Raw genomic sequence first — 20,630 nt, forward strand, 5'->3', positions numbered from 1 at the left:
CGACGACGGGAATGTCGGACCGCTCGCGCAGCAGGTACGGCACGCCGCCGATGTGGTCCTCGTGGCCGTGGGTGAGGACCACGGCGACGATGTCGTCGAGCCGGTCCCGGATCGAGGTGAAGTCCGGCAGGATCACGTCCACGCCGGGCTGGGTCTCCTCGGGGAACAGCACGCCGCAGTCGACGATGAGCAGCTTGCCCGCGTGCTCGAAGACGGTCATGTTGCGGCCGATCTCACCAAGGCCGCCCAGGGCGACGACCCGCAGCCCTCCTTCGGGAAGGGGCGGCGCGGCTTTCAGCTCGGGGTGCGGATGACTCATACCCTGACGGTACCCGGAGAGCGGGACAGGGTGATCCATTGCCTGTGCCGTCTCCTTTCCCGACGGAGCGGGGCGCCCGCGGTGGGTGCCCCGGCGCGACCGGAGCGTGACCGGGGCAGGCCGGCGGCCGGAACGGGGAGCGGCGGAAGCGGTGCCATCTTCCCCGGCCGGCCACGTTCGCGCGGTGCCGGCGGCGAACGTGGCCGGCCGGGGCCTGGGCGAGCGGTTCCCGGGAGCGGTGCGGGAACGCCTGCCCGAGCAGCCGACCCGGCGCACGAAGGCGCTTCCCGGTGCGAAATACTCTCCCGATGAGTTCACGGACTTCCCCGACCAGCCAGCCGATCACGATACGGAGGGCCGTCGCGCGGGATGCCAAACGGCTCACGCGGCTCGTGCGGGGCTCCAGCGCCTACGAGGGCAAGTACGCAGCCGCGGTCGCGGGCTACCGGGTCGGTCCCGATTACATCGAGGCCCACCGCACCTTCGTGGCCGTAGACGCCGACGAGCACGGAGGCCGGGTCCTCGGGTTCTACTCGCTCGTCCTCGCTCCACCGGAGCTCGACCTGCTGTTCGTCGCCGACGAAGTGCAGGGGCGGGGTATTGGACGGCGACTCGTCGCGCACATGCAGTCCGAGGCCCGTGCCGCCGGGATCGACCGTCTCAAGGTCGTGTCGCACCTTCCCGCCGAGGACTTCTACCACCGCGTCGGTGCGGTGCGGACCGGGACCGCGTTCGCGAACCCGCCCGCCGTGCCGTGGGACCGTCCCGAGTTCGAGTTCCGCATTCCTCCGGGATGACGCGGTGTGCCGGTCGGCGGGGCACCGGCTGCGCCCGCACGGTGGCGGATCGCAGGACCCGCCGGACGCCGCGCGCTCCGTGTGTGCCGTCGCTTCTGCCCCTGAGCGGTGATCGCCCGCGCGACCGGCCTCCCCGGGCGCGCGACCGGAGCCGGTGGGTGAACCTGTGTCCTCGGAACGCGAGCCGGAGGCCGTGGGGGAGTGGTCCGGCTCGGTCTTCGCGCATGATCCGCTCATCACGAGGGCCACGGCGGACGGCCGCGACCGTGGCCGCCGGCCGGAAGCTGTCCCTTTGGTTTCCCGGTGCGTAGACTCCACAGCGAAGTGTGATCTTCGCGGGGCGGAGGACGCGGCATGGGTGCACCCGGGACTCCCCGACGTGAAGTGGTCACGGGGGCTCCCCGCGCCTCGCACCGGCCCGCCCGCCCCGTCCGGGTGCACGCGGCGGACCCCGCCGCCGACCCCCTCGCCGTCCAGGCCCTGATGCGACGTCAACTCCGGCTCGGGGCAATGGTGTTCGGTGTGCTGGCCGGAGGGACCGGACTGCTTCCCCTCGCCTTCTCCGCCCTGCCGGACCCCGCGGTGCGGCCGGGCAGCGCGCTGATCGTCTGGGCCGTTCTCGGTGTCGCCGTCTACCCCGCCCTCGTCGTCCTCGGCCGGTGGTACGTCGTACGCGCCGAACGCGTCGAACGGGACACCGCCGCGGACCTCGAAAGGTCCTGACGGTGACCGACGTCCGGCCCCCCGGACCCGGCCGCGCGCCAGGGGCCGCCGGGTGAACCAGACCTACGGCATCGTGGCCGTGTCCGCGGCGCTCGTCGCGACCCTGGTGATCGGCTCGACGGGGCTGCGCGTCTCCCGCACCACGTCCGACTTCTACGTCGCCTCCCGTACCGTCCCGCCGTACCTCAACGCCATGGCCGTCAGCGGCGAGTACCTCTCGGCGGCCTCCTTCCTCGGCATCGCCGGACTCGTCGCCGCCCAGGGCGTCGAGATGCTCTGGTTCCCCGTCGGCTACGCCGCCGGCTATCTCGTCCTGCTCGTGTTCGTCGCCGCCCCGCTGCGCCGCTCCGGCGCCTACACCCTTCCCGACTTCGCCGACTCCCGGCTCGAGTCCAAGGCCGCCCGGCGCGTCGCGGGCGTCCTCGTCGTCGGTGTCGGCTGGCTCTACCTGCTGCCCCAACTGCAGGGCGCGGGACTCACCCTCGGCCTCGTCACCGGCGCACCACGCTGGCTCGGCGGCGTGCTCGTCGCCGTGGTCGTCACCCTGGCCGTGGCCGCCGGCGGCATGCGCAGCATCACCTTCGTCCAGGCGTTCCAGTACTGCCTGAAGCTGACCGCGCTCCTCGTCCCCGCGGTCTTCCTGGTCATCGCCTGGCACGGCGACCCGCATCCGGCCCGTGCCGTGGACGAGCCGCCGACCTTCCGCCGGCACACCCAGGTCACCGTCGAGAGCACCGTCCGCATTCGGATCGACGCCCCGCTGCGGGCGGTGGTGACCGGCACCGTGGACGGCGAGGGCCACGACGGCGGCCGGCTGGTGCTGGACCCCGGGGTGCACGAGGTCCGGGCCGGGACGACGCTCCGGTTCCCGCCCGAGGCCCCGGTGCCGGGGCGCGAGGGCGACGACGTCCGGCGCGGCGGCGCCGCCGGCTGGGCGGCACCGCTGTCCGGCGGCAAGGACGATCACCCGCTGTACACCACGTACGGGCTGATCTGCGCCACCTTCCTCGGCACCATGGGGCTGCCCCACGTCCTCGTCCGCTTCTACACCAATCCCGACGGCCGCGCCGCCCGGCGCACCACGGTGATCGTGCTCGCCCTGGTCGGCGGCTTCTACCTGCTGCCGCCCCTCTACGGCCTCCTCGGCCGGCTCTACGCCCCCGACCTGCTGCTCACCGGCAACACGGACGCCGCCGTCCTCGTGCTGCCGGAACGGCTCCTCGGCGGCGTCGTCGGCGACCTCCTCGGCGCGCTGATCGCCGCCGGCGCCTGTGCCGCCTTCCTGTCCACCGCCTCCGGGCTCACGCTGTCCGTCGCGGGCGTGCTCAGCCAGGACGTGCTGCCGACGCTCGGCGTCCGCCGCTTCCGGCTCGCCACGCTCCTGGCGGTCGCCGTGCCGGTCACCGTGAGCGTGGCCGCCAGCAAGCTCCCCGTCGCCAACGCCGTGGGGCTCGCCTTCGCGGTGGCCGCCTCCTCCTTCTGCCCGTTGCTGGTGCTGGGCATCTGGTGGCGCGGACTCACCGCGCCCGGCGCGGTCGCGGGGCTCCTCACCGGCGGGGGCAGCGCCTTCACCGCGGTCGCGCTGACCATCGCCGGCCCCCTGGCCGACGGCTGGACACACACCCTGCTCGCCTGGCCGGCCGTGTGGACGGTGCCGCTCGGCTTCCTCACCATGATCCTGGTCTCCCTGGCCACCCGGGACCGGATCCCGGCCGGCACCGAGGCGGCCATGGCCCGCCTCCATCTGCCCGAACGCCCGGCCGGCCGGGGCGCGCCCACCACTCGCCGAGGAGTGACGACCCCATGACCCTCCCACGGACCGCAGCCGCCCGGACCCGCGCATGACCGGGCTGCTCGTCGCCGTGGGCGGCACCCTGCTCTTCGCCGCGGGCCTCGCCGCGGGACGGCTGCTCGCCCGCCGGTCCGCCGAGGGCGGCACGGACCTCGGCTCCCCGGTGGAACGCGCCACCTTCCACACCCTGCACACCGCCTCCGTGGCCGCGCCCCCGCTGCGCGCCGGGCTCACCGAGGACGCGGCCCGCAAGGCGGTACGACGGCTCCGGCCGCTGTTCGGCACGGCCGCGCTCGGCCTCACCGCCGACGACCGGCTGCTGGCCTGGGACGGTCCGGGCCGGCACCACGAGGACACGGTCCTGGACCGGGGGCGCCAAGTGCGGGACACCGGCCGCACCCAGACCTTCGCCGTCGACTGCCGGGACCCGGACTGCCCCGTGCGCTGGGGCGCCGCCGCACCGCTCACCGTCGAACAGCGGGTGCTCGGCGCCCTCGTCGTGCTCGGCGGCACGGAGTCGGCGTCCGTGGTCCGGGCCACCCGGGAGGTGGCCCGCTGGGTCTCCGTACAGCTCGAACTCGCCGAACTCGACCGGACCCGCACCGGGCTGATCGAGGCGGAGATCCGGGCGCTGCGCGCGCAGATCTCCCCGCACTTCATCTACAACTCCCTGGCGACGATCGCCTCCTTCGTCCGCACCGACCCCGAGCGGGCCCGCGAACTCCTGCTGGAGTTCGCCGACTTCACCCGCTACTCGTTCCGCCGGCACGGCGAGTTCACCACCCTGGCCGAGGAACTGCGCTCCGTCGAGCAGTTCCTGGAGCTGGTCCGCGCCCGGTTCGGGCAGCGGCTGGAGGTGACCCTGCAGATCGCCCCGGAGGTGCTGCCCGTGGCGGTGCCCTTCCTCTGCCTGCAGCCGCTGGTGGAGAACGCGGTCAAGCACGGGCTGGAGGAGAGCGTCGAGCGCAGCCGGATCACCATCAGCGCGCAGGACGAGGGGGCGACGGCCCGCATCGTCATCGAGGACAACGGGGTCGGCATGGAGCCGGACCGGCTCCGCCGGATCCTGCGCGGCGAGGGCAGCCCCTCGACGGGCATCGGGCTGCGCAATGTGGACGAGCGGATGCGGCAGGTCTACGGCGACGACCACGGTCTGGTGATCGAGACCGGCGTCGGGGCGGGGATGAAGATCACGGCCCGCATCCCCAAGTACCGGCCCGGAGTGCACAGCGCGCCGCCCCGCACGGCGTCCGGGAGGGGATGACCGGCCGCCGGCGGGAGGGGCGAACAGGTCACGGCACCTCGGTGGCCGGTGCCTGCTGCCGCTGCCGCCGGGCGGCCATCACGGCGTAGACGATGATCCCGGCGAACAGGAACAGCACGCCCTGGTACACCGCCGCGTAGCCGGCGCCCGCCATCAGCCAGACCGAGAAGGCGGCGGCCACCGCGGTGACCACGGAGTCCCGCACCAGCCGCGCCCGGTCGACCGCCTCGGGCCGGCCGGCCACGAGGTGGAAGATCTGCGCGGCGGCGGCCAGCAGATACGGCACGGTCGCGGTGAACGTGGTGACGAGGACCAGCACCTCGAAGACCTTGCCCGAGCCCGAGAAGTAGTTGTAGACGGTGAGCATCGAGGCGAGGACGACGGTCACGCCGACGCCGACCGTGGGCACGCCCCGCCGGCGGCGCGTGAAGGCGTTCGGGAACAGACCGTCGCGGGCCGCCGCGTACGGCGTCTGGGCGCTGAGCAGGGTCCAGCCGTTGAGGCAGCCGGTCATCGACACCAGGGCGGCGAGCGCCACCGCCGTACCGCCCCAGGCGCCGCCGAACATCGTGTTCACGGCGTCCGAGAACGGCGCGGTGGAGGTCACCAGACGGTCGTGCGGGACCGTGCCGAACACGGACAGCGTGCCCAGCAGGTACACCAGCGCGGCGCCCGCGGTGCCGATGACGGTGGCGCGGCCGACGTTGCGCCGGGCGTTCTTGACCTCGCCCGCGCTGACGGCGGCGGACTCCACCCCGAGGTAGGAGAAGAGCAGCAGGGCGGCCGACGCGGACACCGCGCCGACGGCGCCGTGGCCACTGGTGTTGAACGGCCCCAGCCGGTCGGGGTCGAAGAAGAACAGACCGCCGACCGCGACGAGCAGCAGCGGCACGAACTTCAGCACCGTCGAGACCAGCTGGACGGCGCCCACGTAACGGGTGCCGGCGAAGTTGGCCAGGGCGGGCAGCCACTGCAGGGCCAGCGCGGCCAGACAGGCGGTCCAGCGGTGACCGTTCACCGGGATCAGCACGTCGAGGTAGCCGACGGCGGCGACGGCGAGCGCGGCGTTCGACACCCAGGTGGTGATCCAGTACGACCAGGCCGCGAGGAAGCCCGCGAAGTCACCGAACGCCTCGCGGGCGTAGACGTACGGACTGCCGGTGCGGGGGTCGCGGGCGGCGAGCCGGCCGAAGACCAGGGCGAGCGCGATGGCGCCGACGGTGAGCACCACGAAGGCGACCAGGCTGACCGTGCCATAGGGGGCGATGGAGGCGGGCAGCAGGAAGATACCGCCGCCGATGATGTTGCCCATGACCAGCGCGGTGGCCACGGGCAGGCCGAACCGGCGGGCATGCCTGCCGGTGTCGTGGTCCGGGTCCTCGACGGGAACCGTGGGGGGCTCCGCGGTGATCTCCGCGGGGGCCGGAGCCGGCTGCGGGACGGTCCCGGTGCTGTGCATGGGTGGTGCGCCTCTCATGGAACTGACGTCCCGGGATCGCCGGGACGGGCCCCATGGTCGGGGATGCGTCGATCTGACACAAAATCGCCGCTCGTTGTTTCGCGCAGGACGCCTGTGCGCGCAAAAAGCGTCGTGGCACGGCCTTCGCGCCGCCGGATGTCCGGTGCCGCGCTCCTCGGGGCGTGGAGGGGACGGGCGCCGTCAGTCCGCCGCCCACAGGCCGCGCACATGACCCAGATGCCGGGTCATGATCGCGTGCACGGCCTTCTCGTCGCGCTCCAGCAGGGCGTCCAGCAGCTCCAGGTGCTCCTCGGCGGAGGCGAGCAGCCGGCCCGCCTCCACCAGCGCGGTCAGACCGTACAGGCGGGAGCGCCCCCGCAGGTCGGCGACGACCTCGACCAGGTGGGCGTTGCCCGCCAGGGCGAGCAGACCGAGGTGGAAGCGGGTGTCCGCCTCCACATAGGCGATCAGGTCGCCCGCCACCGCGGCGGTGACGATCTCCCGGGCGGCCGGCCGCAGCGCCTCCAGCGAGACCCGGTCGGCCGTGCGGGCCAGGGCCACCACGGTGGGGATCTCGATGAGCGCCCGGATGTGCGTGTACTCGTCCAGCTGCCGGTCGGAGACGGCGGTGACCCGGAAGCCCTTGTTGGGCACGGTGTCGACCAGCCCCTCCTTGGCGAGGTCCAGCATCGCCTCGCGTACCGGCGTCGCCGAGACGCCGAACCGGGTGGCCAGTGACGGCGCCGAGTACACCTCGCCGGGCCGCAGCTCGCCCGCGATCAGCGCGGCGCGCAGGGCGTCCGCCACCCGCTCGCGGTAGCTGCTCCGCCGGCCGCCGAGCCGGGGGAGCGCGGGCATCTCCGTCGGCGCCCCTCGCGTGTTCTGTGCCATGTCACGCATCACCGGGGTGAGTCTAGAGGACGAATCCTTCCGGGAACGGATCGGTCGGGTCCAGCAGGTACTGCGCGGTTCCCGTGATCCACGCGCGGCCGGTGAAACTGGGCAGCACGGCCGGCACCCCGGCCACCTCCGTCGTCCCCAGCAGCCGCCCGGTGAAGTGGGTGCCGATGAAGGACTCGTTCACGAACTCGGTGTGCAACGGGAGTTCACCGCGCGCGTGCAGTTGCGCCATGCGCGCGCTCGTCCCCGTGCCGCACGGGGACCGGTCGAACCAGCCCGGGTGGATGACCATGGCGTGGCGTGAGTGCCGGGCCGTCGCGCCGGGCGCGTACAGGTGGACGTGGTGGCAGCCGCGGATCGACGGATCCTCCGGGTGCACCGGCTCCTCCCGTTCGTTGACCGCGCGCATCAGTGCCAGGCCCGCCGCCAGGATGTCGTCCTTGCGGGCGCGGTCGAAGGGCAGCCCGAGGGCGTCGAGCGGGAGGATCGCGTAGAAGTTGCCGCCGTAGGCCAGGTCGTAGGTGACCGTGCGGCCGTCGGGCAGGGTGAGCCCCCGGTCCAGGGCGACGGCGAACGAGGGCACGTTCCGCAGCGTCACGTCGCGCGCGGCGCCGTTCTCCACCGCCACCTCGGCGACCACCACGCCGGCCGGGGTGTCGAGCCTGATGGTGGTCACCGGCTCCACGACCTCCACCATCCCGGTCTCGACCAGCACGGTCGCCACCCCGATGGTGCCGTGCCCGCACATCGGCAGATAGCCGGAGACCTCGATGTAGAGCACGCCCCAGTCGCAGTCGGGGCGGCTCGGCGGCTGCAGGATGGCGCCGCTCATCGCCGCGTGGCCACGCGGCTCGTTCATCAGCAGGCGCTTGAGGTGGTCGCGGTGTTCCCGGAAGTACAGCCGCCGTTCGTTCATGGTCGCGCCGGGGACGGTGCCGATGCCGCCGGTGACCACGCGGGTCGGCATGCCCTCGGTGTGCGAGTCCACGGCGTGCAGGACGAGCTTGCTGCGCATGGTCCGGCTCCTTACGCGAGGCCCGCGGCGACGGCCTTCTCGGTGGCCGCACGCACCGCGGCCTCCTGGTCGGGCAGCAACGGTACGCGGGGCGGGCGCACCGGGCCGCCGTACCGCCCGGCCACGTCCATGGAGAGCTTGATCGCCTGGACGAACTCCACCTTCGAGTCCCAGCGCAGCAGCGGGTGCAGCTGCCGGTACAGGGGGAGCGCGGTGTCGAGGTCGCCGGCCGTCGCGGCGCGGTACAGCTCCGCCGAGGCGCGCGGCAGCGCGTTGGGGTAGCCGGCCACCCAGCCCTTGGCGCCGGCCGCCGCCAGCTCCAGCAGCACGTCGTCGGCTCCGATCAGCAGATCGAGCTCCGGTGCGAGTTCGGCGATCCGGTAGGCGCGGCGGACATCACCGGAGAACTCCTTGACGGCGTGCACGAGCCCCTCGCCGTGCAGCCGGGCGAGGAGTTCGGGCACCAGGTCGACCTTGGTGTCGATCGGGTTGTTGTACGCCACCACCGGCAGGCCGGCCTGCGCGACCTCGGTGTAGTGGGCGACGACGGAACGCTCGTCGGCGCGGTAGGCGTTGGGCGGCAGCAGCATCACCGAGGCGCAGCCGGCCTCGGCCGCCTGCTCGGCCCAGCGGCGGGCCTCGGTGGAGCCGTACGCGGCGACGCCCGGCATCACCCGCTCCCCGCCGATCGCGGCCACGGCGGTCTCCACCACCCGGGCGCGCTCCTCGGGGGTGAGCACCTGGTACTCGCCGAGGGAGCCGTTCGGTACGACGCCGTCGCAGCCGTTCGCGACGAGCCAGGCACAGTGCTCGGCGTAGCGGTCGTGGTCGACGGAGAGGTCGTCGCGGAGCGGGAGGGCGGTGGCGACGAGGATGCCACGCCAGGGACGGTTCTCGGGGTGCGTCATGGGCGATCCCTCATTCAATGGGGTGTGACATATTACTGGTGTCGGTGCGGAGGAACGGGGCGGCGGGTCTCAGTCCGTTTCCGGCGGACCGGCGTCCGCCACCGGGTGGCCGACCTCCGCCGCCGTACGGCCGACCTCCGCCTCCGCAAGGTCGTCACCGGTCTCCGGCAGGCCGGTGTCCGTGTCCGGCAGGGCGGCCAGGACGCCGAGCGGTACCGGACGGGCGAGCGGCCGGCGCCCCGCGGTGAGCGGGCAGCCGGTCAGACCCGCCACCGCCGGAGCGCACATCCGGCCCTGGCACCAGCCCATCCCGGCCCGCGAGAGCAGTTTCACGGTGCGCAGGTCCCCGGCGCCGAGCGGGTCCACGGCGCCGCGCACCTCCCCGGCGGTGACCTCCTCGCAGCGGCACACCACCGTCTCGTCCGGAAGCCGTTCCGCCCAGCCCGCCGGCGGCGCGTACACCGCGTCGAGGGCGGCGGCGAACTCCCGCAGCCGGGTCCTGGCCCGGCCGGCGGCGGCCCAACGGCGCGGGTCGGGGGCGGTGCCGCGCAGCCGGGCCGCGGCCGAGCGTCCGGCGATGTGCCCCTCGGCGAGCGCGAGCGCGGCCCCGCCGATCCCGGTGGCCTCTCCCGCGGCCCAGACGCCGGGCACGTCGGTGCGCTGCTCGTCGTCGACCCGTACGGCGGTGCCCGACAGGGAGCAGCCGAGGGTCTCGGCGAGGTCGGTGTGCGGCAGCATGCCGTGGCCGACGGCGAGGGTGTCGCAGCGGATCCGGCGGTAGCTCCCCGGCCGGAGGCTGCCGTCCCGGTCGAGCGCCGCCACCGTCACCGCCTCCAGCCGGTCGGTGCCGTGCGCCGCCACCACCGTGCACCGGGTCAGGACGCGTACCCCGTGCCGCAGCAGCCGGGCCGCGTATCCGGCGCCTTCGGCGAGTTTGCCCGGCTGGGCGGCCAGGGCGGGTGCCTGGCGCAGCAGCGCGGCGGGACCCGCGGACTCGGCCAGCGCCGCGACCCGGGCACCGGCCGCGGCGAGCCCGCCGGCCACCGGCAGCAGCAGCGGGCCGGTCCCGGCGACCACGGCCGTCCGTCCGGGCAGCACCAGGCCGCCCTTGAGCATGGCCTGCGCGCCGCCCGCCGTGACGACGCCGGGCAGGGTCCAGCCCGGGAAGGGCAGCACCCGTTCGTAGCCGCCGGTGGCGAGCAGCACGGCGTCGGCGCGGACCACGACGCCCTCCTCCTGCGCCGGGCCGCGCAGGGCGTGCACACCGAACACCCCCGCGGCCGGATCCCGCGCCACACACCACACATGATGATCCGTCAGGTGAAGGATGCGGCCGGCCGCGCGGTGCCGGTCGAGGCCGGCCCGCAGCCGTTCCCAGGTGCGCCACTGGTGGTGCAGCGCCTGGGGCCGGCGGGCGCCGAGGGCGGCGGCCGGCTGCCGGTAGAACTGTCCGCCCGCCTGCTCGGCGGCGTCGACGAGGGTGACCCGCACGCCCCGTTCGGCCGCCGCCAGGGCCGCGGCGAGGCCGGCCGGGCCCGCGCCGACGACGGCGAGACGCGGTCGCTCAGTCATCGTCCCGTCCCGTCCCCTCCTGCGTGCGGATCACATCGCCGGGGCGTACCGGCACCAGACAGGCCCGTTGGTTCGGCCGGCCGTTGACGGTCACCAGGCAGTCGAAGCACACCCCGATCCCGCAGAACACCCCGCGGGGCCGGCCGGCGCCCCGGGTGCTGCGCCAGGCCGTCACGCCCGCCGCCCACAGCGCCGCCGCGACCGTCTGGCCCGGCAGCGCCGCGAGGGGCCGGCCGTCGAAGGTGACGGTGCGGGAAGCGCCCGGCCGGGCCCGGACCAGTTCCATGGGATTCACCGGGCATCGCCTCCATCGGTGTCGAACCGTTCCGGCCGGAACGGCGCGGGATCCAGCTCCGGGGTCTTCCCGGTGAGCGCCTGTGCGACCAACCGCCCGGTGCCGGTGGCGAGTCCGATGCCGGCCCCCTCGTGTCCGCAGGCGTGGAACAGGCCGGGCGCCCGCGGGTCGGGGCCGATGGCCGGCAGGTGGTCGGGCAGATAGGGGCGGAAGCCCGCGTACGTGCGCAGCGCGCGGACCCGCTCCAGGAACGGGAACAGCCCGATCGCCCCGGCGGCGAGCGCCCGTACCGCGGGCAGGGAGAGCGAGCGGTCGAAGCCCACCCTCTCCCGGGTGGCGCCGATCAGCACCGGTCCCGCGGCCGTGCCCTCCACGACCGGTGAGGTGCGCAGGGCGGCGGAGTCGCTGGCGACGTCGGCCACATAGTCCGCGGCGTACACCTTGTGCCGGACCGTCCGCGGCAGAGGTTCGGTGACCAGGACGAAGCCGCGCCGGGGCAGCACCGGCAGCCGGACGCCGGCGAGCGCCGCGAGGTCGCCGCCCCAGGTGCCGGCGGCGTTCACCACCGCCGGGGCGTGGATGTCGCCGCGGTCGGTGCGCACGCCGTACACCGTGCCGTCCGCCGCGCGCAGCACGCCGGTCACGGTGTGGCCCGGGTGCAGCCGGGCGCCGGAGGCGCGGAGCAGCCGGGCGGCCGCGAGCGCGGGCATGACCTGGGCGTCCTGCGGATAGTGCACGCCGCCCGCCATGCCCGGCGCCAAGTGCGGTTCCAGTTCCGGCAGTCGGTCCGCGTCGACCGGTTCGGCCGTGACGCCGGCGGTGCGCTGACCCGCGGCGAAGTCCCGCAGCGCGGCCAGGACGCCGGGAGTCGAGGCGACCACCAGGCCGCCCTTGGGCTCGTACTCGATCGCGGCGCCCAGTTCGTCGCCCAGTTCGGCCCACAACCGGGCGGACAGCAGGGCGAGTCGCAGTTCCGGGCCCGGTTCCTTGTCGGAGACGAGCAGATTGCCCTCGCCGGCGCCGGTGGTGCCGCCGGCCACCGGACCCCGGTCCACCACCCTCACGTCGAGGCCGGACCGGGCGGCGTACAGCGCACAGGCCGCGCCCACCATGCCGGCTCCGACGACCACGACATCGCAGGTCAGTCGCTTCGCCACGCCAGTACTATGTCACATGTCTCTCTCGCTGAGGAGACCCCGCACCGTTCGGGCGCGCCCGGCCGCGCGCCCTCGACCGCCCTCGTCACCCGCCCGGAGTCCCAGGCGTGGACGCCCCCTTGACGTCGTACGGAGCCGGATCGACACTCCAGGAAGGGAATCCTAGTGAACGGGTAGGGAATCATGACGCGCCGCGAGACGGGCACCGGCCGGACACGCCGGACGCCGTTGTGCGCCCCCCTGCTCACCTCCCGCCGCCACATCGACCTCCAGCGCGTCTGCAGCGCGATCAGCCGCCACCGCTGAACCGGGCCCCTCGCCCGCCGCCGGCCGGCCGCGCCCGTGCCTGAGCACCCGTCCGCACGCCCACGACCCGGGGAGAGCCATGTCCGTCACTCCGCTCGCCGCCGTCCCCTCCGCCCGTCGCCCCGCCCCCGTCTTCCGGGGCCGGATCGGCCGGGACGCGCGCAGCGGCCACTACGCCGTGCCGCACCGCTACCGGCTCCATCTGTCGACCGCGTGCCCCGAGGGGCTGAGCCTCGCCGTCGGGCACAGCCTGCTCGGACTGGGCGCCAGCTGTCCGGTCACCCTCCTGCCCCCGGTCCCGGACTGTCCGGGCGGCGGCCACGCGGCGCTGCGCCCGCTGTACGAGGCGAGCGCCCACCACTACACCGGCCCGGCGCTCGCGCCCGTCCTCAGCGACGACTGGTCCGGACGCATCGTCAGCACCCACACCCCCGAGATCCTGCGCGACCTGGACCGGTTCCGGCACGACGGCCGCACCCGCCTGTATCCCGCCGGCCTGGAGTCCGTGATCGAGGCGGTGGAGCGGATGTGCGCCGAGGGCATCGAAGCGGCGGCCCAGCGCGCCGGCCGGGCCGGCGCCGGTCCCGAGGAGCGGTCCGCCGCGCTCGACGTGCTGCTGGACACCCTGGGCCGGCTGGAACGGCGGCTGAGTGAGGAGGAGTACCTGGCCGACGGCCGGCTCACCGCCGCCGACATCGAGCTCTGGGTCTCCCTGGTGCAACTGGACACCGTCCACCGCTGCCACCTCGACGCCGCCGCCGTCCACCGCATCGCCGGCCACCGCGCGCTGTGGGCCTACGCCCGGCGTCTGGCCGCCCGTCCCGCCTTCGGCCGCCATCTCGACCTCGACGGCATCGCCCGCCGCCACCACGGCCGCTGCCAGGGACTGGAGGCCGCCGGAGCCGCGGTCCAGATCCTGGACTGGGCGAGCCACGCCGCGGGCTCCCCGGACACTCCTCGCAGGTGAGAGCGTCCCTTCCGGGTCCACCTGTCGGACGGCCGTTGACATTCGAACGGGCAACTGCCTTACTTACGGCCCAAGAACGGTCATGAGCGTCAGCGCCAAGCCCTGGCTCGCTGACCGGCAACCCTCGCACCGCGGTGGGGTGCCCCAGGTGACGACCGGACCGGACGACGTTCTCGGTAAGCGCGAGGCCCCACGGGGCCGGAACAGTGACAGGTGACGCCATGGACGCAGCTCCCAGGACGGCCGCGAGCCGTTCCCAGGGCCGCGTACCGTCGTCCGCCGGTCTGCTCGTCGCCGACCGCGCCGTCGATCTGCTCCGCGTGAACAGCGCACTGTGTACCGCGCCGGGCTCTGCCCGCCGCCAGGGCTGACCTCTCCTTCCAGCCCCCGCGTTCCCGCCGCGCACCCTCCGCCCGGTGTGCCGTTGTCCGCCCAGCCCCCGGTTCCGCGCCGGCCCGTGGGCCACCTCGTGCCGTAGCGCCGACGTGGCCCACGCCCGCCCGTCCGCGGCCCCGGGGTGTCCGACTCCGCCGGAGCCCCTCATGAGTGAACCCCCAGGCGCCGCCGTCTCCCTCGCCGAGGCGCCCACATCCACCGACATCCCGTCAAGAAAGCTGACCGCTCAGCGAGTTCAGCCGTTGCGCCGGCCCGGCCGGTGGATCGTCACCGCCGTCGTCCTCGTCCTCGTCGCGCAGATCCTGCACGGGCTTGTCACCAACCCGTTCTACCAGTGGGACCGCTTCCGCTACTGGTTCCTGCGCCCGACCGTCCTCGACGGCCTCCTCGTCACCCTCGAAGTCGCCGCGCTCAGCGCCGTCCTGGGCCTCCTCGGCGGCATCCTGCTGGCACTCGGCCGGCTCTCCGGAAGCCCCGTGCTGCGCGCGGTCAGCTGGACGTACACCTGGCTGTTCCGCTCCATACCGCTGATCGTCGTGCTGATCTTCCTGTACAACTTCAGCGCCCTGTACAGGACACTGAGCCTGGGTGTGCCCTTCGGACCGGCCTTCATCAGCTTCGACGAGTCGAAGCTGGCCACCGACATGACCATCGCCGTCATCGGCCTCAGCCTCAACGAGGCGGCCTACGCGGCCGAAGTGGTCCGCGGCGGCGTCCTCTCCGTCGACCAGGGACAGCACGAGGCGGCCGCCGCGCTCGGCCTGCCCCGCGGCTACCAGTTCCGCAGAATCGTCTTCCCGCAGGCCCTCAGGTCCATCACCCCGAACTACGTCAACCAGCTGATCGGCCTGATCAAGAGCACGTCCCTGGTGTTCTACGTCTCCCTGCTCGACCTGTTCGGCTCGGTGCAGTCGATGGGCAACACCTACCCCGGCGACATCGTGCCGCTGCTGATGGTCGCCACCGTCTGGTATCTGATCCTCACCAGCGCCGTGTCCGTCGTCCAGTTCTACGTCGAGCGGTACTACGCCCGGGGCGCCACGCGCTCCCTGCCGCCGACCCCGTTGCAACAAGCCCGGACCGCACTGACCGAGCTGCGGGCCCGGCTGCGCAGGGAGGCCGCCGTATGACCACCGCCCCGATCCTGGAGAAGACCGCACCCGCCGCGCTGGAGGTGCACGACGTCCACAAGTGGTACGGCACCCACCGCGTGCTCGACGGCATCGACCTGACCGTCCGCCCCGGCGAGGTCACGGTGATCCTCGGCCCGTCCGGCTCCGGCAAGTCGACCCTGCTCCGGGTCGTCAACCACCTGGAGAAGCCCGAGATCGGCCACGTCAGCGTGGGCGGCGAACTCATCGGGGTGAAGCGGCACGGAGGACGGCTGAGGGAACTCAGCGAGCGCGCCATCCTCGCCCAGCGGAGCCGTATCGGCTTCGTCTTCCAGAACTTCAACCTCTTCCCGCACCTGACCGTCCTCGACAACGTCGCCGCCGCCCCCGTCGCCACCGGCAGGCTGAGCAGGCCGGCGGCCCGGGAGCTCGCCCGCGAACTGCTCGAACGCGTCGGTCTCGGCGACCGCACCGGCGCCTACCCGCGGCAGCTGTCCGGCGGTCAGCAGCAGCGCGTGGCCATCGCCCGCGCGCTCGCCCTGCGGCCCGGGATCATCCTCTTCGACGAGCCGACCTCGGCGCTCGACCCCGAACTCGTCGGCGAGGTGCTGGCCGTCATCAAGGACCTCGCGACCAGCGGTACCACGCTCGTCATCGTCACCCACGAGATCGGCTTCGCCCGCGAGGTCGCCGACCGGGTCGTCTTCATCGACGCCGGCCGGATCGTCGAACAGGGCCCGCCCGCCCAGGTGCTGGACAATCCCCGGCACGAACGGACCCGGGACTTCCTCGGCAAGGTCCTCTGACCTCGCCCCGCCCCGCAATGAGACTCCAGAAAGATCCCGAAAGACAAGGACAGCCATGCCCAGCCAGTTCTCCCGACGCAGCCTGATACGCGGACTCACCGCGGCGACCACGACCCTCTCCCTCGCCGGCGCTCTCGCCGCCTGCGGCGGAGACAGCGACGCCGCCACCACCACCGAGTCGGCCGGCACGGTGACCGTGGGGCAGCTGTCCAACGGAGCCGCCAAGGAGACGAAGCTGAAGGTCTCCGAAGTGAAGTCCATCAGCGCCGAACTGCCCGCCTCCGTCCGCAGGAGCGGCAAGCTCGTCATCGGCGTCGGCGCCCTGCCCTCGGGATCCGCGCCGCTGAACTACGTGGGCAGCGACCAGAAGACCCTCACCGGCTCCGAACCCGACCTCGGCCGCCTGGTGGCCGCCGTCCTCGGCCTCGAGCCCGAGATCAAGAACTCCACCTGGGAGAACCTCTTCGTCGGGGTCGACAGCGGCAAGGTCGACGTGGCGTTCTCCAACGTCACCGACACCGAGGAACGCAAGAAGAAGTACGAGTTCGCCTCCTACCGCAAGGACAACCTGGCCTTCGAGGTGCCGAAGAAGAGCACCTGGAACTTCGACGGCGACTACCGGAACCTCGTCGGCAAGACGGTCACGGTGGGCTCCGGCACCAACCAGGAGAAGATCCTCCTGGAGTGGAAGGCCAAGCTGGCCAAGGAGGGCAAGAAGCTCACCGTCAAGTACTTCCCGGACCAGAACGCCATCAACCTGGCGCTGAGAAGCGGCAAGGTCGACGCCTACTTCGGTCCCAACCCCGCCGTCGCCTACCGCTCCCGGCAGACCGCGAACACGCCCAACCCGACCCGCAACGCGGGTACCTTCTCCGGCGCCGGCGAGACGCTCCAGGGTCTGATCGCCGCCACCTCCAAGAAGGACAGCGGCCTCGCCAAGCCGGTCGCCGACGCCATCAACCACCTCATCGAGAACGGGCAGTACGCCAAGTGGCTGGCCGCCTACAACCTCTCCAACGAGGCCGTGGCGAAGTCGGAGATCAACCCGCCCGGACTGCCGCTCGACAACTCCTGACCGGCCGTCACCGCATCCTGTCCCTCCCCGCACATCGCACCAGGAAAGGACTCCGCCTCCGTGGCACACCCGACCGACGTCCGCGGCGGCGGAGCCCCGTCCCTGCCCGATGCCCCCGTCCTCGACAACGCCGTCTGGGCCGCCCTCACCGGACCGCACACCCACCTCGCCGAGCGGCACGGCCGCGCGGCCCGCTACCGGGCGGACCGCTACGCCTTCGCCGCCCTGGCGGACCCCGCGGACCCGGCCGCCTGGACCGACCTGCACACGCTCCTCGGGCCCGGCGCCCGCGTGCGGGTCAAGCCCGTCGACGAGGTGCCGGACGGCTGGGCCGTCCTCGGCGGCGGCGAGGGCGTCCAGCTCGTCGACACCGCGCTGCGGGCCGAACCGGACCCGGAGGCGGTACGGCTGGGTCCCGACGACGTCCCCGAGATCCTCGGCCTGGTGGCCCGCACCCGGCCCGGCCCGTTCCTGAACCGCACCATCGAGATGGGCACCTATCTCGGCATCCGGCACGAGGGCAGACTCGTCGCCATGGCGGGCGAGCGGCTGCGGCTGCCCGGCTGGACCGAGATCAGCGCCGTGTGCACCGACCCCGCACACCGCGGCCGGGGACTGGCGACCCGGCTGGTGCGCGCCGTCGCGGCGGGCATCCGGGACCGAGGGGACACGCCGTTCCTGCACGCCGCCGCCGACAACGCGACCGCGATCCGGCTGTACGAGTCGATCGGCTTCGCCCTGCGCCGCCGCAACCGCATCGCCGAACTCCGCAGCCCGGGAACACCGGGCGCCGGCCGGACGTTGAGTGTCACGACGAGATCCGCCAGGCGGGCGCCGACCCGGCCCGCCGCGCCCGCCGGAGGGAGGTGACGGCCGTGACCCGAGTGCCCCCGTGGACCCGCCCCCAGCGCGTCCCGCACCCGTACCGCTCCGTCCGTCTGCACTCCCGGCCGCACATAGATCTCCAGCGCGTGTCCGCCGCGCTCTGTCGCCACTGACCTCCCCCGGCCCCCCCGGCCCGGGTCCCCCCGCCGCGCCCGCCCCCGGCCGACGCCGCCTGCCCCGGCCGGCGCCCGCCCCGCGAGCCGGTGTTCCTCGTACGGACATCAAGGAAGGCACCGCCGTGTCCTCGACTTCCCCCGCGCACCTGCATCTCGCCGTGGCCCTGGAGGGCACCGGCTGGCATCCCGCGTCCTGGCGCGAGCCGGTCGCCCGCCCCCGGGACCTGCTCACCGCCGGATACTGGACCGATCTGATCACCGAGGCCGAGCGCGGCCTCCTCGACTTCGTCACCATCGAGGACGGCCTCGGCCCGCAGTCCTCCCGGATCCTCGCCCCCGACGAGCGCACCGACCAGGTCCGCGGCCGGCTCGACGCGGTCCTCGTCGCCTCGCGGGTCGCCCCCCTCACCCGGCACATAGGCCTGGTCCCGACCGTGGTGACCACACACACCGAGCCGTTCCACATCTCCAAGGCGATCGCCACCCTGGACTACGTCAGCGCCGGGCGCGCGGGCGTGCGTGTGCGGGTCACCGCCCGCCCCGACGAGGCCGCTCACTTCGGCCGGCGTACCATCCGCCGGATCGACTCCTTCGAGGGCCCGGCCGCGCAGGAGGTGATCACCGAGCTGTTCGACGAGGCCGCCGACTACGTGGAGGTGGTGCGCCGGCTCTGGGACAGCTGGGAGGACGACGCCGAGATCCGGGACGCGGCGACGGGCCGCTTCATCGACCGGGACAAGCTGCACTACATCGACTTCGAGGGCCGCTTCTTCAGCGTCAAGGGCCCCTCCATCACCCCCCGCCCGCCGCAGGGCCAGCCGCCGGTCACCGCCCTCGCCCACCAGCCCGTCCCGTACCGGCTGGTGGCCCGCCAGGCCGACATCGGCTACGTCACCCCGCACGACCGGGCGGAGGCCCGCGCGATCGTCGCCGAGATCCGCGCCGGACAGGCGGAGGCCGGCCGCGCCGACGAGACGCTGCACGTCTTCGGTGACCTCGTCGTCCTTCTCGACGACAGCCGGGCCGAGGCGGAGGCCCGCCGCGAGCGCCTCGACACCCTCGCCGGCGAGCCGTACACCAGCGACGCCCGGATTTTCGCCGGCACGGCCGCCCAACTCGCCGACCTGCTGGAGGACCTGGCCGGCGGCGGCCTGACCGGATTCCGGCTGCGGCCCGCGGTCGCCGGCCACGACCTGCCCCGGATCACCGGGGACCTGGTGCCCGAACTACAGCGCCGCCACCGCTTCCGGGACGCCTACGAGTCCGGCACCCTGCGCGGCCTCCTCGGCCTCACCCGCCCCGCCAACCGCTACGCAGCAGTCTGAAAGCCGGAGAGGACGACCGTACGCCATGAGCAAGCCGTTGAAGCAGATCCACCTGGCCGCCCACTTCCCCGGCGTCAACAACACCACCGTGTGGAGCGACCCGGCCGCCGGCAGCCACATCGAGTTCAGTTCCTTCGCGCACTTCGCGCGGACCGCGGAACGCGCCAAGTTCGACTTCCTGTTCCTCGCCGAGGGACTCCGGCTGCGCGAACAGGGCGGCACGATCTACGACCTGGACGTGGTCGGCCGGCCCGACACCTTCACCGTGCTGGCCGCGCTGGCCGCCGTCACCGAGCGGCTCGGCCTGACCGGCACCATCAACTCCACGTTCAACGAGCCGTACGAGGTGGCCCGCCAGTTCGCGAGCCTGGACCACCTCTCCGACGGCCGCTCCGCCTGGAACGTCGTCACCTCCTGGGACGCCTTCACCGGCGAGAACTTTCGCCGCGGCGGCTTCCTGCCGCAGGACGAGCGCTACTCCCGCGCCAAGGAGTTCCTCGCCACCGCGCACGAGCTGTTCGACTCCTGGCGCGGCGACGAGATCCTCGCCGACCAGGCCACCGGCACGTTCCTCCGGGACGCCAAGGCCGGGGCGTTCGTGCACCAGGGACAGCACTTCGACATCCACGGCCGGTTCAACGTCCCGCGCTCCCCGCAGGGCCGCCCCGTGATCTTCCAAGCGGGCGACTCCGAGGAGGGACGCGAGTTCGCCGCCTCCGGCGCCGACGCGATCTTCAGCCGCTACTCCACGCTGAAGGAGGGCCAGGCGTTCTACACGGACGTCAAGTCCCGCCTCGCCAAGTACGGCCGCCGCCCCGACCAGCTGCTCATCCTGCCCGCCGCGACCTTCGTCCTCGGCGACACCGACCAGGAGGCCGCCGAACTCGCCCGCGACGTCCGCCGCCAGCAGGTCAGCGGTGCCACCGCCATCAAGCACCTGGAGTTCGTCTGGAACCGCGACCTGTCGGCGTACGACCCCGAGGGCCCGCTGCCCGACGTCGACCCGGTGGTCGCCGAGGAGCACATCTCCCGGGGCCGTGCCCAGGTGCGGATGTACCGCGACCCGGTCGCCATCGCGCGCGAGTGGCGGCAGCTCGCCGAGGCCAACAAGTGGTCCATCCGCGACCTGGTCATCAACACCGGCAACCGGCAATCCTTCGTCGGCTCCCCGGCCACCGTCGCGCAGACCATCAACGACTTCGTGCAGGCCGACGCCTCCGACGGCTTCATCCTCGTCCCCCACATCACCCCCGGCGGGCTGGACGCGTTCGCCGACCAGGTGGTCCCGCTGCTCCAGGAACAGGGCGTGTTCCGCACCGAGTACGAGGGCACCACCCTGCGCGACCACCTGGGCCTCGCCCACCCCGACGCCGACGCCCCCGCGGAGCGGGCCGCGTCGTGAGAGAGCCGTTCCAGGCGTCCCCCGAGGACCGGGGGACCG

At 73.6% G+C, this 20,630-nt stretch carries 22 protein-coding genes and 1 riboswitch; of the genes, 14 read left to right on the forward strand and 8 right to left on the reverse strand.

All coding sequences use genetic code 11. The annotated features are described in order from the left end of the window. Positions 1-319 (reverse strand): MBL fold metallo-hydrolase (locus FHS34_RS17785; protein ID WP_184966393.1); only part of this gene is annotated, 319 nt, incomplete at its 3' end. A 308-nt stretch (positions 320-627) separates the two neighbouring features. On the opposite strand from FHS34_RS17785, the gene FHS34_RS17790 reads away from it, so the two are divergent. From FHS34_RS17790 to FHS34_RS17805, 4 genes are all read left to right on the forward strand, one after another. Then, positions 628-1,116, forward strand: a complete 489-nt coding sequence (locus tag FHS34_RS17790) for a GNAT family N-acetyltransferase (protein ID WP_184966395.1) — start codon at positions 628-630, stop codon at positions 1,114-1,116. 354 nt (positions 1,117-1,470) lie between these two features. Beyond that, positions 1,471-1,839, forward strand: a complete 369-nt coding sequence (locus FHS34_RS17795; RefSeq protein WP_184966397.1) for a hypothetical protein — start codon at positions 1,471-1,473, stop codon at positions 1,837-1,839. A 52-nt stretch (positions 1,840-1,891) separates the two neighbouring features. Further along, on the forward strand, positions 1,892-3,646 hold the full coding sequence (locus FHS34_RS17800; RefSeq protein ID WP_184966399.1) for a sodium/solute symporter: 1,755 nt from the start codon (positions 1,892-1,894) through the stop codon (positions 3,644-3,646). Between the two features lie 34 nt (positions 3,647-3,680). Further along, on the forward strand, positions 3,681-4,895 hold the full coding sequence (locus FHS34_RS17805) for a sensor histidine kinase (RefSeq protein WP_184966401.1): 1,215 nt from the start codon (positions 3,681-3,683) through the stop codon (positions 4,893-4,895). A 28-nt stretch (positions 4,896-4,923) separates the two neighbouring features. On the opposite strand, the gene FHS34_RS17810 is transcribed toward FHS34_RS17805, so the two are convergent. From FHS34_RS17810 to FHS34_RS17840, 7 genes are all read right to left on the reverse strand, one after another. Continuing rightward, the gene (locus FHS34_RS17810; protein WP_184966403.1) at positions 4,924-6,354 is read right to left on the reverse strand and encodes an amino acid permease; all 1,431 of its coding nucleotides are present in this window, start codon (positions 6,352-6,354) and stop codon (positions 4,924-4,926) included. Positions 6,355-6,555: 201 nt separating this feature from the next. Further along, a complete protein-coding gene (locus FHS34_RS17815; RefSeq protein WP_184966405.1) occupies positions 6,556-7,245 on the reverse strand; it encodes a GntR family transcriptional regulator in 690 nt (229 codons plus the stop codon). A gap of 22 nt (positions 7,246-7,267) precedes the next feature. Beyond that, positions 7,268-8,269 carry a proline racemase family protein gene (locus FHS34_RS17820; RefSeq protein ID WP_184966407.1) on the reverse strand — a complete coding sequence of 334 codons (1,002 nt, stop codon included), beginning with the start codon at positions 8,267-8,269 and terminating at the stop codon, positions 7,268-7,270. Between the two features lie 11 nt (positions 8,270-8,280). Further along, positions 8,281-9,177, reverse strand: a complete 897-nt coding sequence (locus tag FHS34_RS17825; RefSeq protein WP_184966409.1) for a dihydrodipicolinate synthase family protein — start codon at positions 9,175-9,177, stop codon at positions 8,281-8,283. 69 nt (positions 9,178-9,246) lie between these two features. Further along, the gene (locus tag FHS34_RS17830; protein WP_184966411.1) at positions 9,247-10,749 is read right to left on the reverse strand and encodes an NAD(P)/FAD-dependent oxidoreductase; all 1,503 of its coding nucleotides are present in this window, start codon (positions 10,747-10,749) and stop codon (positions 9,247-9,249) included. After that, positions 10,742-11,044, reverse strand: coding sequence for a (2Fe-2S)-binding protein (locus FHS34_RS17835; RefSeq protein WP_184966413.1), 303 nt, complete (start codon positions 11,042-11,044; stop codon positions 10,742-10,744). The genes FHS34_RS17830 and FHS34_RS17835 overlap by 8 nt, the downstream gene beginning before the upstream one ends. Beyond that, entirely contained in the window at positions 11,041-12,201 is a 1,161-nt protein-coding gene (locus FHS34_RS17840; protein ID WP_184966414.1) for an NAD(P)/FAD-dependent oxidoreductase, read from the reverse strand. The genes FHS34_RS17835 and FHS34_RS17840 overlap by 4 nt, the downstream gene beginning before the upstream one ends. A gap of 183 nt (positions 12,202-12,384) precedes the next feature. Here FHS34_RS17840 and FHS34_RS43465 point away from each other — a divergent pair, with 183 nt between their 5' ends. The 10 genes from FHS34_RS43465 to FHS34_RS17880 all read left to right on the forward strand — a co-directional run bounded on the left by FHS34_RS43465 (position 12,385) and on the right by FHS34_RS17880 (position 20,591). After that, positions 12,385-12,507, forward strand: coding sequence for a putative leader peptide (locus FHS34_RS43465; RefSeq protein ID WP_263978406.1), 123 nt, complete (start codon positions 12,385-12,387; stop codon positions 12,505-12,507). A 79-nt stretch (positions 12,508-12,586) separates the two neighbouring features. Beyond that, the gene (locus FHS34_RS17845; protein WP_184966415.1) at positions 12,587-13,474 is read left to right on the forward strand and encodes a glutathione S-transferase C-terminal domain-containing protein; all 888 of its coding nucleotides are present in this window, start codon (positions 12,587-12,589) and stop codon (positions 13,472-13,474) included. A gap of 78 nt (positions 13,475-13,552) precedes the next feature. Continuing rightward, positions 13,553-13,663, forward strand: a riboswitch (SAM riboswitch). 32 nt (positions 13,664-13,695) lie between these two features. Beyond that, the gene (locus tag FHS34_RS17850) at positions 13,696-13,845 is read left to right on the forward strand and encodes a hypothetical protein (RefSeq protein ID WP_184966417.1); all 150 of its coding nucleotides are present in this window, start codon (positions 13,696-13,698) and stop codon (positions 13,843-13,845) included. Between the two features lie 171 nt (positions 13,846-14,016). Next, positions 14,017-15,000: an amino acid ABC transporter permease gene (locus FHS34_RS17855; RefSeq protein WP_184966419.1), complete on the forward strand. Its 984-nt coding sequence runs from the start codon at positions 14,017-14,019 to the stop codon at positions 14,998-15,000. Continuing rightward, positions 14,997-15,788 (forward strand): amino acid ABC transporter ATP-binding protein, encoded by a 792-nt coding sequence (locus FHS34_RS17860; RefSeq protein WP_184966421.1) that lies wholly within the window; start codon positions 14,997-14,999, stop codon positions 15,786-15,788. Before FHS34_RS17855 ends, FHS34_RS17860 begins: the two co-directional genes overlap by 4 nt. A 55-nt stretch (positions 15,789-15,843) precedes the next feature. Continuing rightward, on the forward strand, positions 15,844-16,863 hold the full coding sequence (locus tag FHS34_RS17865) for an ABC transporter substrate-binding protein (RefSeq protein ID WP_184966423.1): 1,020 nt from the start codon (positions 15,844-15,846) through the stop codon (positions 16,861-16,863). Between the two features lie 60 nt (positions 16,864-16,923). After that, positions 16,924-17,733, forward strand: a complete 810-nt coding sequence (locus tag FHS34_RS17870; protein ID WP_184966425.1) for a GNAT family N-acetyltransferase — start codon at positions 16,924-16,926, stop codon at positions 17,731-17,733. A 14-nt stretch (positions 17,734-17,747) separates the two neighbouring features. Next, positions 17,748-17,861, forward strand: a complete 114-nt coding sequence (locus FHS34_RS43800) for a putative leader peptide (RefSeq protein ID WP_313149281.1) — start codon at positions 17,748-17,750, stop codon at positions 17,859-17,861. A gap of 125 nt (positions 17,862-17,986) precedes the next feature. Then, positions 17,987-19,189 carry an LLM class flavin-dependent oxidoreductase gene (locus FHS34_RS17875; RefSeq protein WP_184966427.1) on the forward strand — a complete coding sequence of 401 codons (1,203 nt, stop codon included), beginning with the start codon at positions 17,987-17,989 and terminating at the stop codon, positions 19,187-19,189. Positions 19,190-19,214: 25 nt separating this feature from the next. Next, positions 19,215-20,591 (forward strand): NtaA/DmoA family FMN-dependent monooxygenase, encoded by a 1,377-nt coding sequence (locus FHS34_RS17880; RefSeq protein ID WP_184966437.1) that lies wholly within the window; start codon positions 19,215-19,217, stop codon positions 20,589-20,591. Positions 20,592-20,630 lie beyond the last annotated feature (39 nt).

The sequence above is a fragment of the Streptomyces echinatus genome, assembly GCF_014203595.1.
Taxonomy (GTDB): domain Bacteria; phylum Actinomycetota; class Actinomycetes; order Streptomycetales; family Streptomycetaceae; genus Streptomyces; species Streptomyces echinatus.

What these genes read in the sequence shown, in the direction of transcription:
- FHS34_RS17855 (WP_184966419.1), top strand. Translation starts at nt 14,017, where the DNA reads ATGAGTGAACCCCCAGGCGCCGCCGTCTCCCTCGCCGAGGCGCCCACA.
- FHS34_RS17820 (WP_184966407.1), bottom strand. Translation starts at nt 8,269, where the DNA reads ATGCGCAGCAAGCTCGTCCTGCACGCCGTGGACTCGCACACCGAGGGC.
- FHS34_RS17865 (WP_184966423.1), top strand. Translation starts at nt 15,844, where the DNA reads ATGCCCAGCCAGTTCTCCCGACGCAGCCTGATACGCGGACTCACCGCG.
- FHS34_RS17790 (WP_184966395.1), top strand. Translation starts at nt 628, where the DNA reads ATGAGTTCACGGACTTCCCCGACCAGCCAGCCGATCACGATACGGAGG.
- FHS34_RS17830 (WP_184966411.1), bottom strand. Translation starts at nt 10,749, where the DNA reads ATGACTGAGCGACCGCGTCTCGCCGTCGTCGGCGCGGGCCCGGCCGGC.
- FHS34_RS17850 (WP_184966417.1), top strand. Translation starts at nt 13,696, where the DNA reads ATGGACGCAGCTCCCAGGACGGCCGCGAGCCGTTCCCAGGGCCGCGTA.
- FHS34_RS17880 (WP_184966437.1), top strand. Translation starts at nt 19,215, where the DNA reads ATGAGCAAGCCGTTGAAGCAGATCCACCTGGCCGCCCACTTCCCCGGC.
- FHS34_RS17805 (WP_184966401.1), top strand. Translation starts at nt 3,681, where the DNA reads ATGACCGGGCTGCTCGTCGCCGTGGGCGGCACCCTGCTCTTCGCCGCG.
- FHS34_RS17815 (WP_184966405.1), bottom strand. Translation starts at nt 7,245, where the DNA reads ATGGCACAGAACACGCGAGGGGCGCCGACGGAGATGCCCGCGCTCCCC.
- FHS34_RS43465 (WP_263978406.1), top strand. Translation starts at nt 12,385, where the DNA reads ATGACGCGCCGCGAGACGGGCACCGGCCGGACACGCCGGACGCCGTTG.
- FHS34_RS17795 (WP_184966397.1), top strand. Translation starts at nt 1,471, where the DNA reads ATGGGTGCACCCGGGACTCCCCGACGTGAAGTGGTCACGGGGGCTCCC.
- FHS34_RS17845 (WP_184966415.1), top strand. Translation starts at nt 12,587, where the DNA reads ATGTCCGTCACTCCGCTCGCCGCCGTCCCCTCCGCCCGTCGCCCCGCC.
- FHS34_RS17825 (WP_184966409.1), bottom strand. Translation starts at nt 9,177, where the DNA reads ATGACGCACCCCGAGAACCGTCCCTGGCGTGGCATCCTCGTCGCCACC.
- FHS34_RS17860 (WP_184966421.1), top strand. Translation starts at nt 14,997, where the DNA reads ATGACCACCGCCCCGATCCTGGAGAAGACCGCACCCGCCGCGCTGGAG.
- FHS34_RS17810 (WP_184966403.1), bottom strand. Translation starts at nt 6,354, where the DNA reads ATGCACAGCACCGGGACCGTCCCGCAGCCGGCTCCGGCCCCCGCGGAG.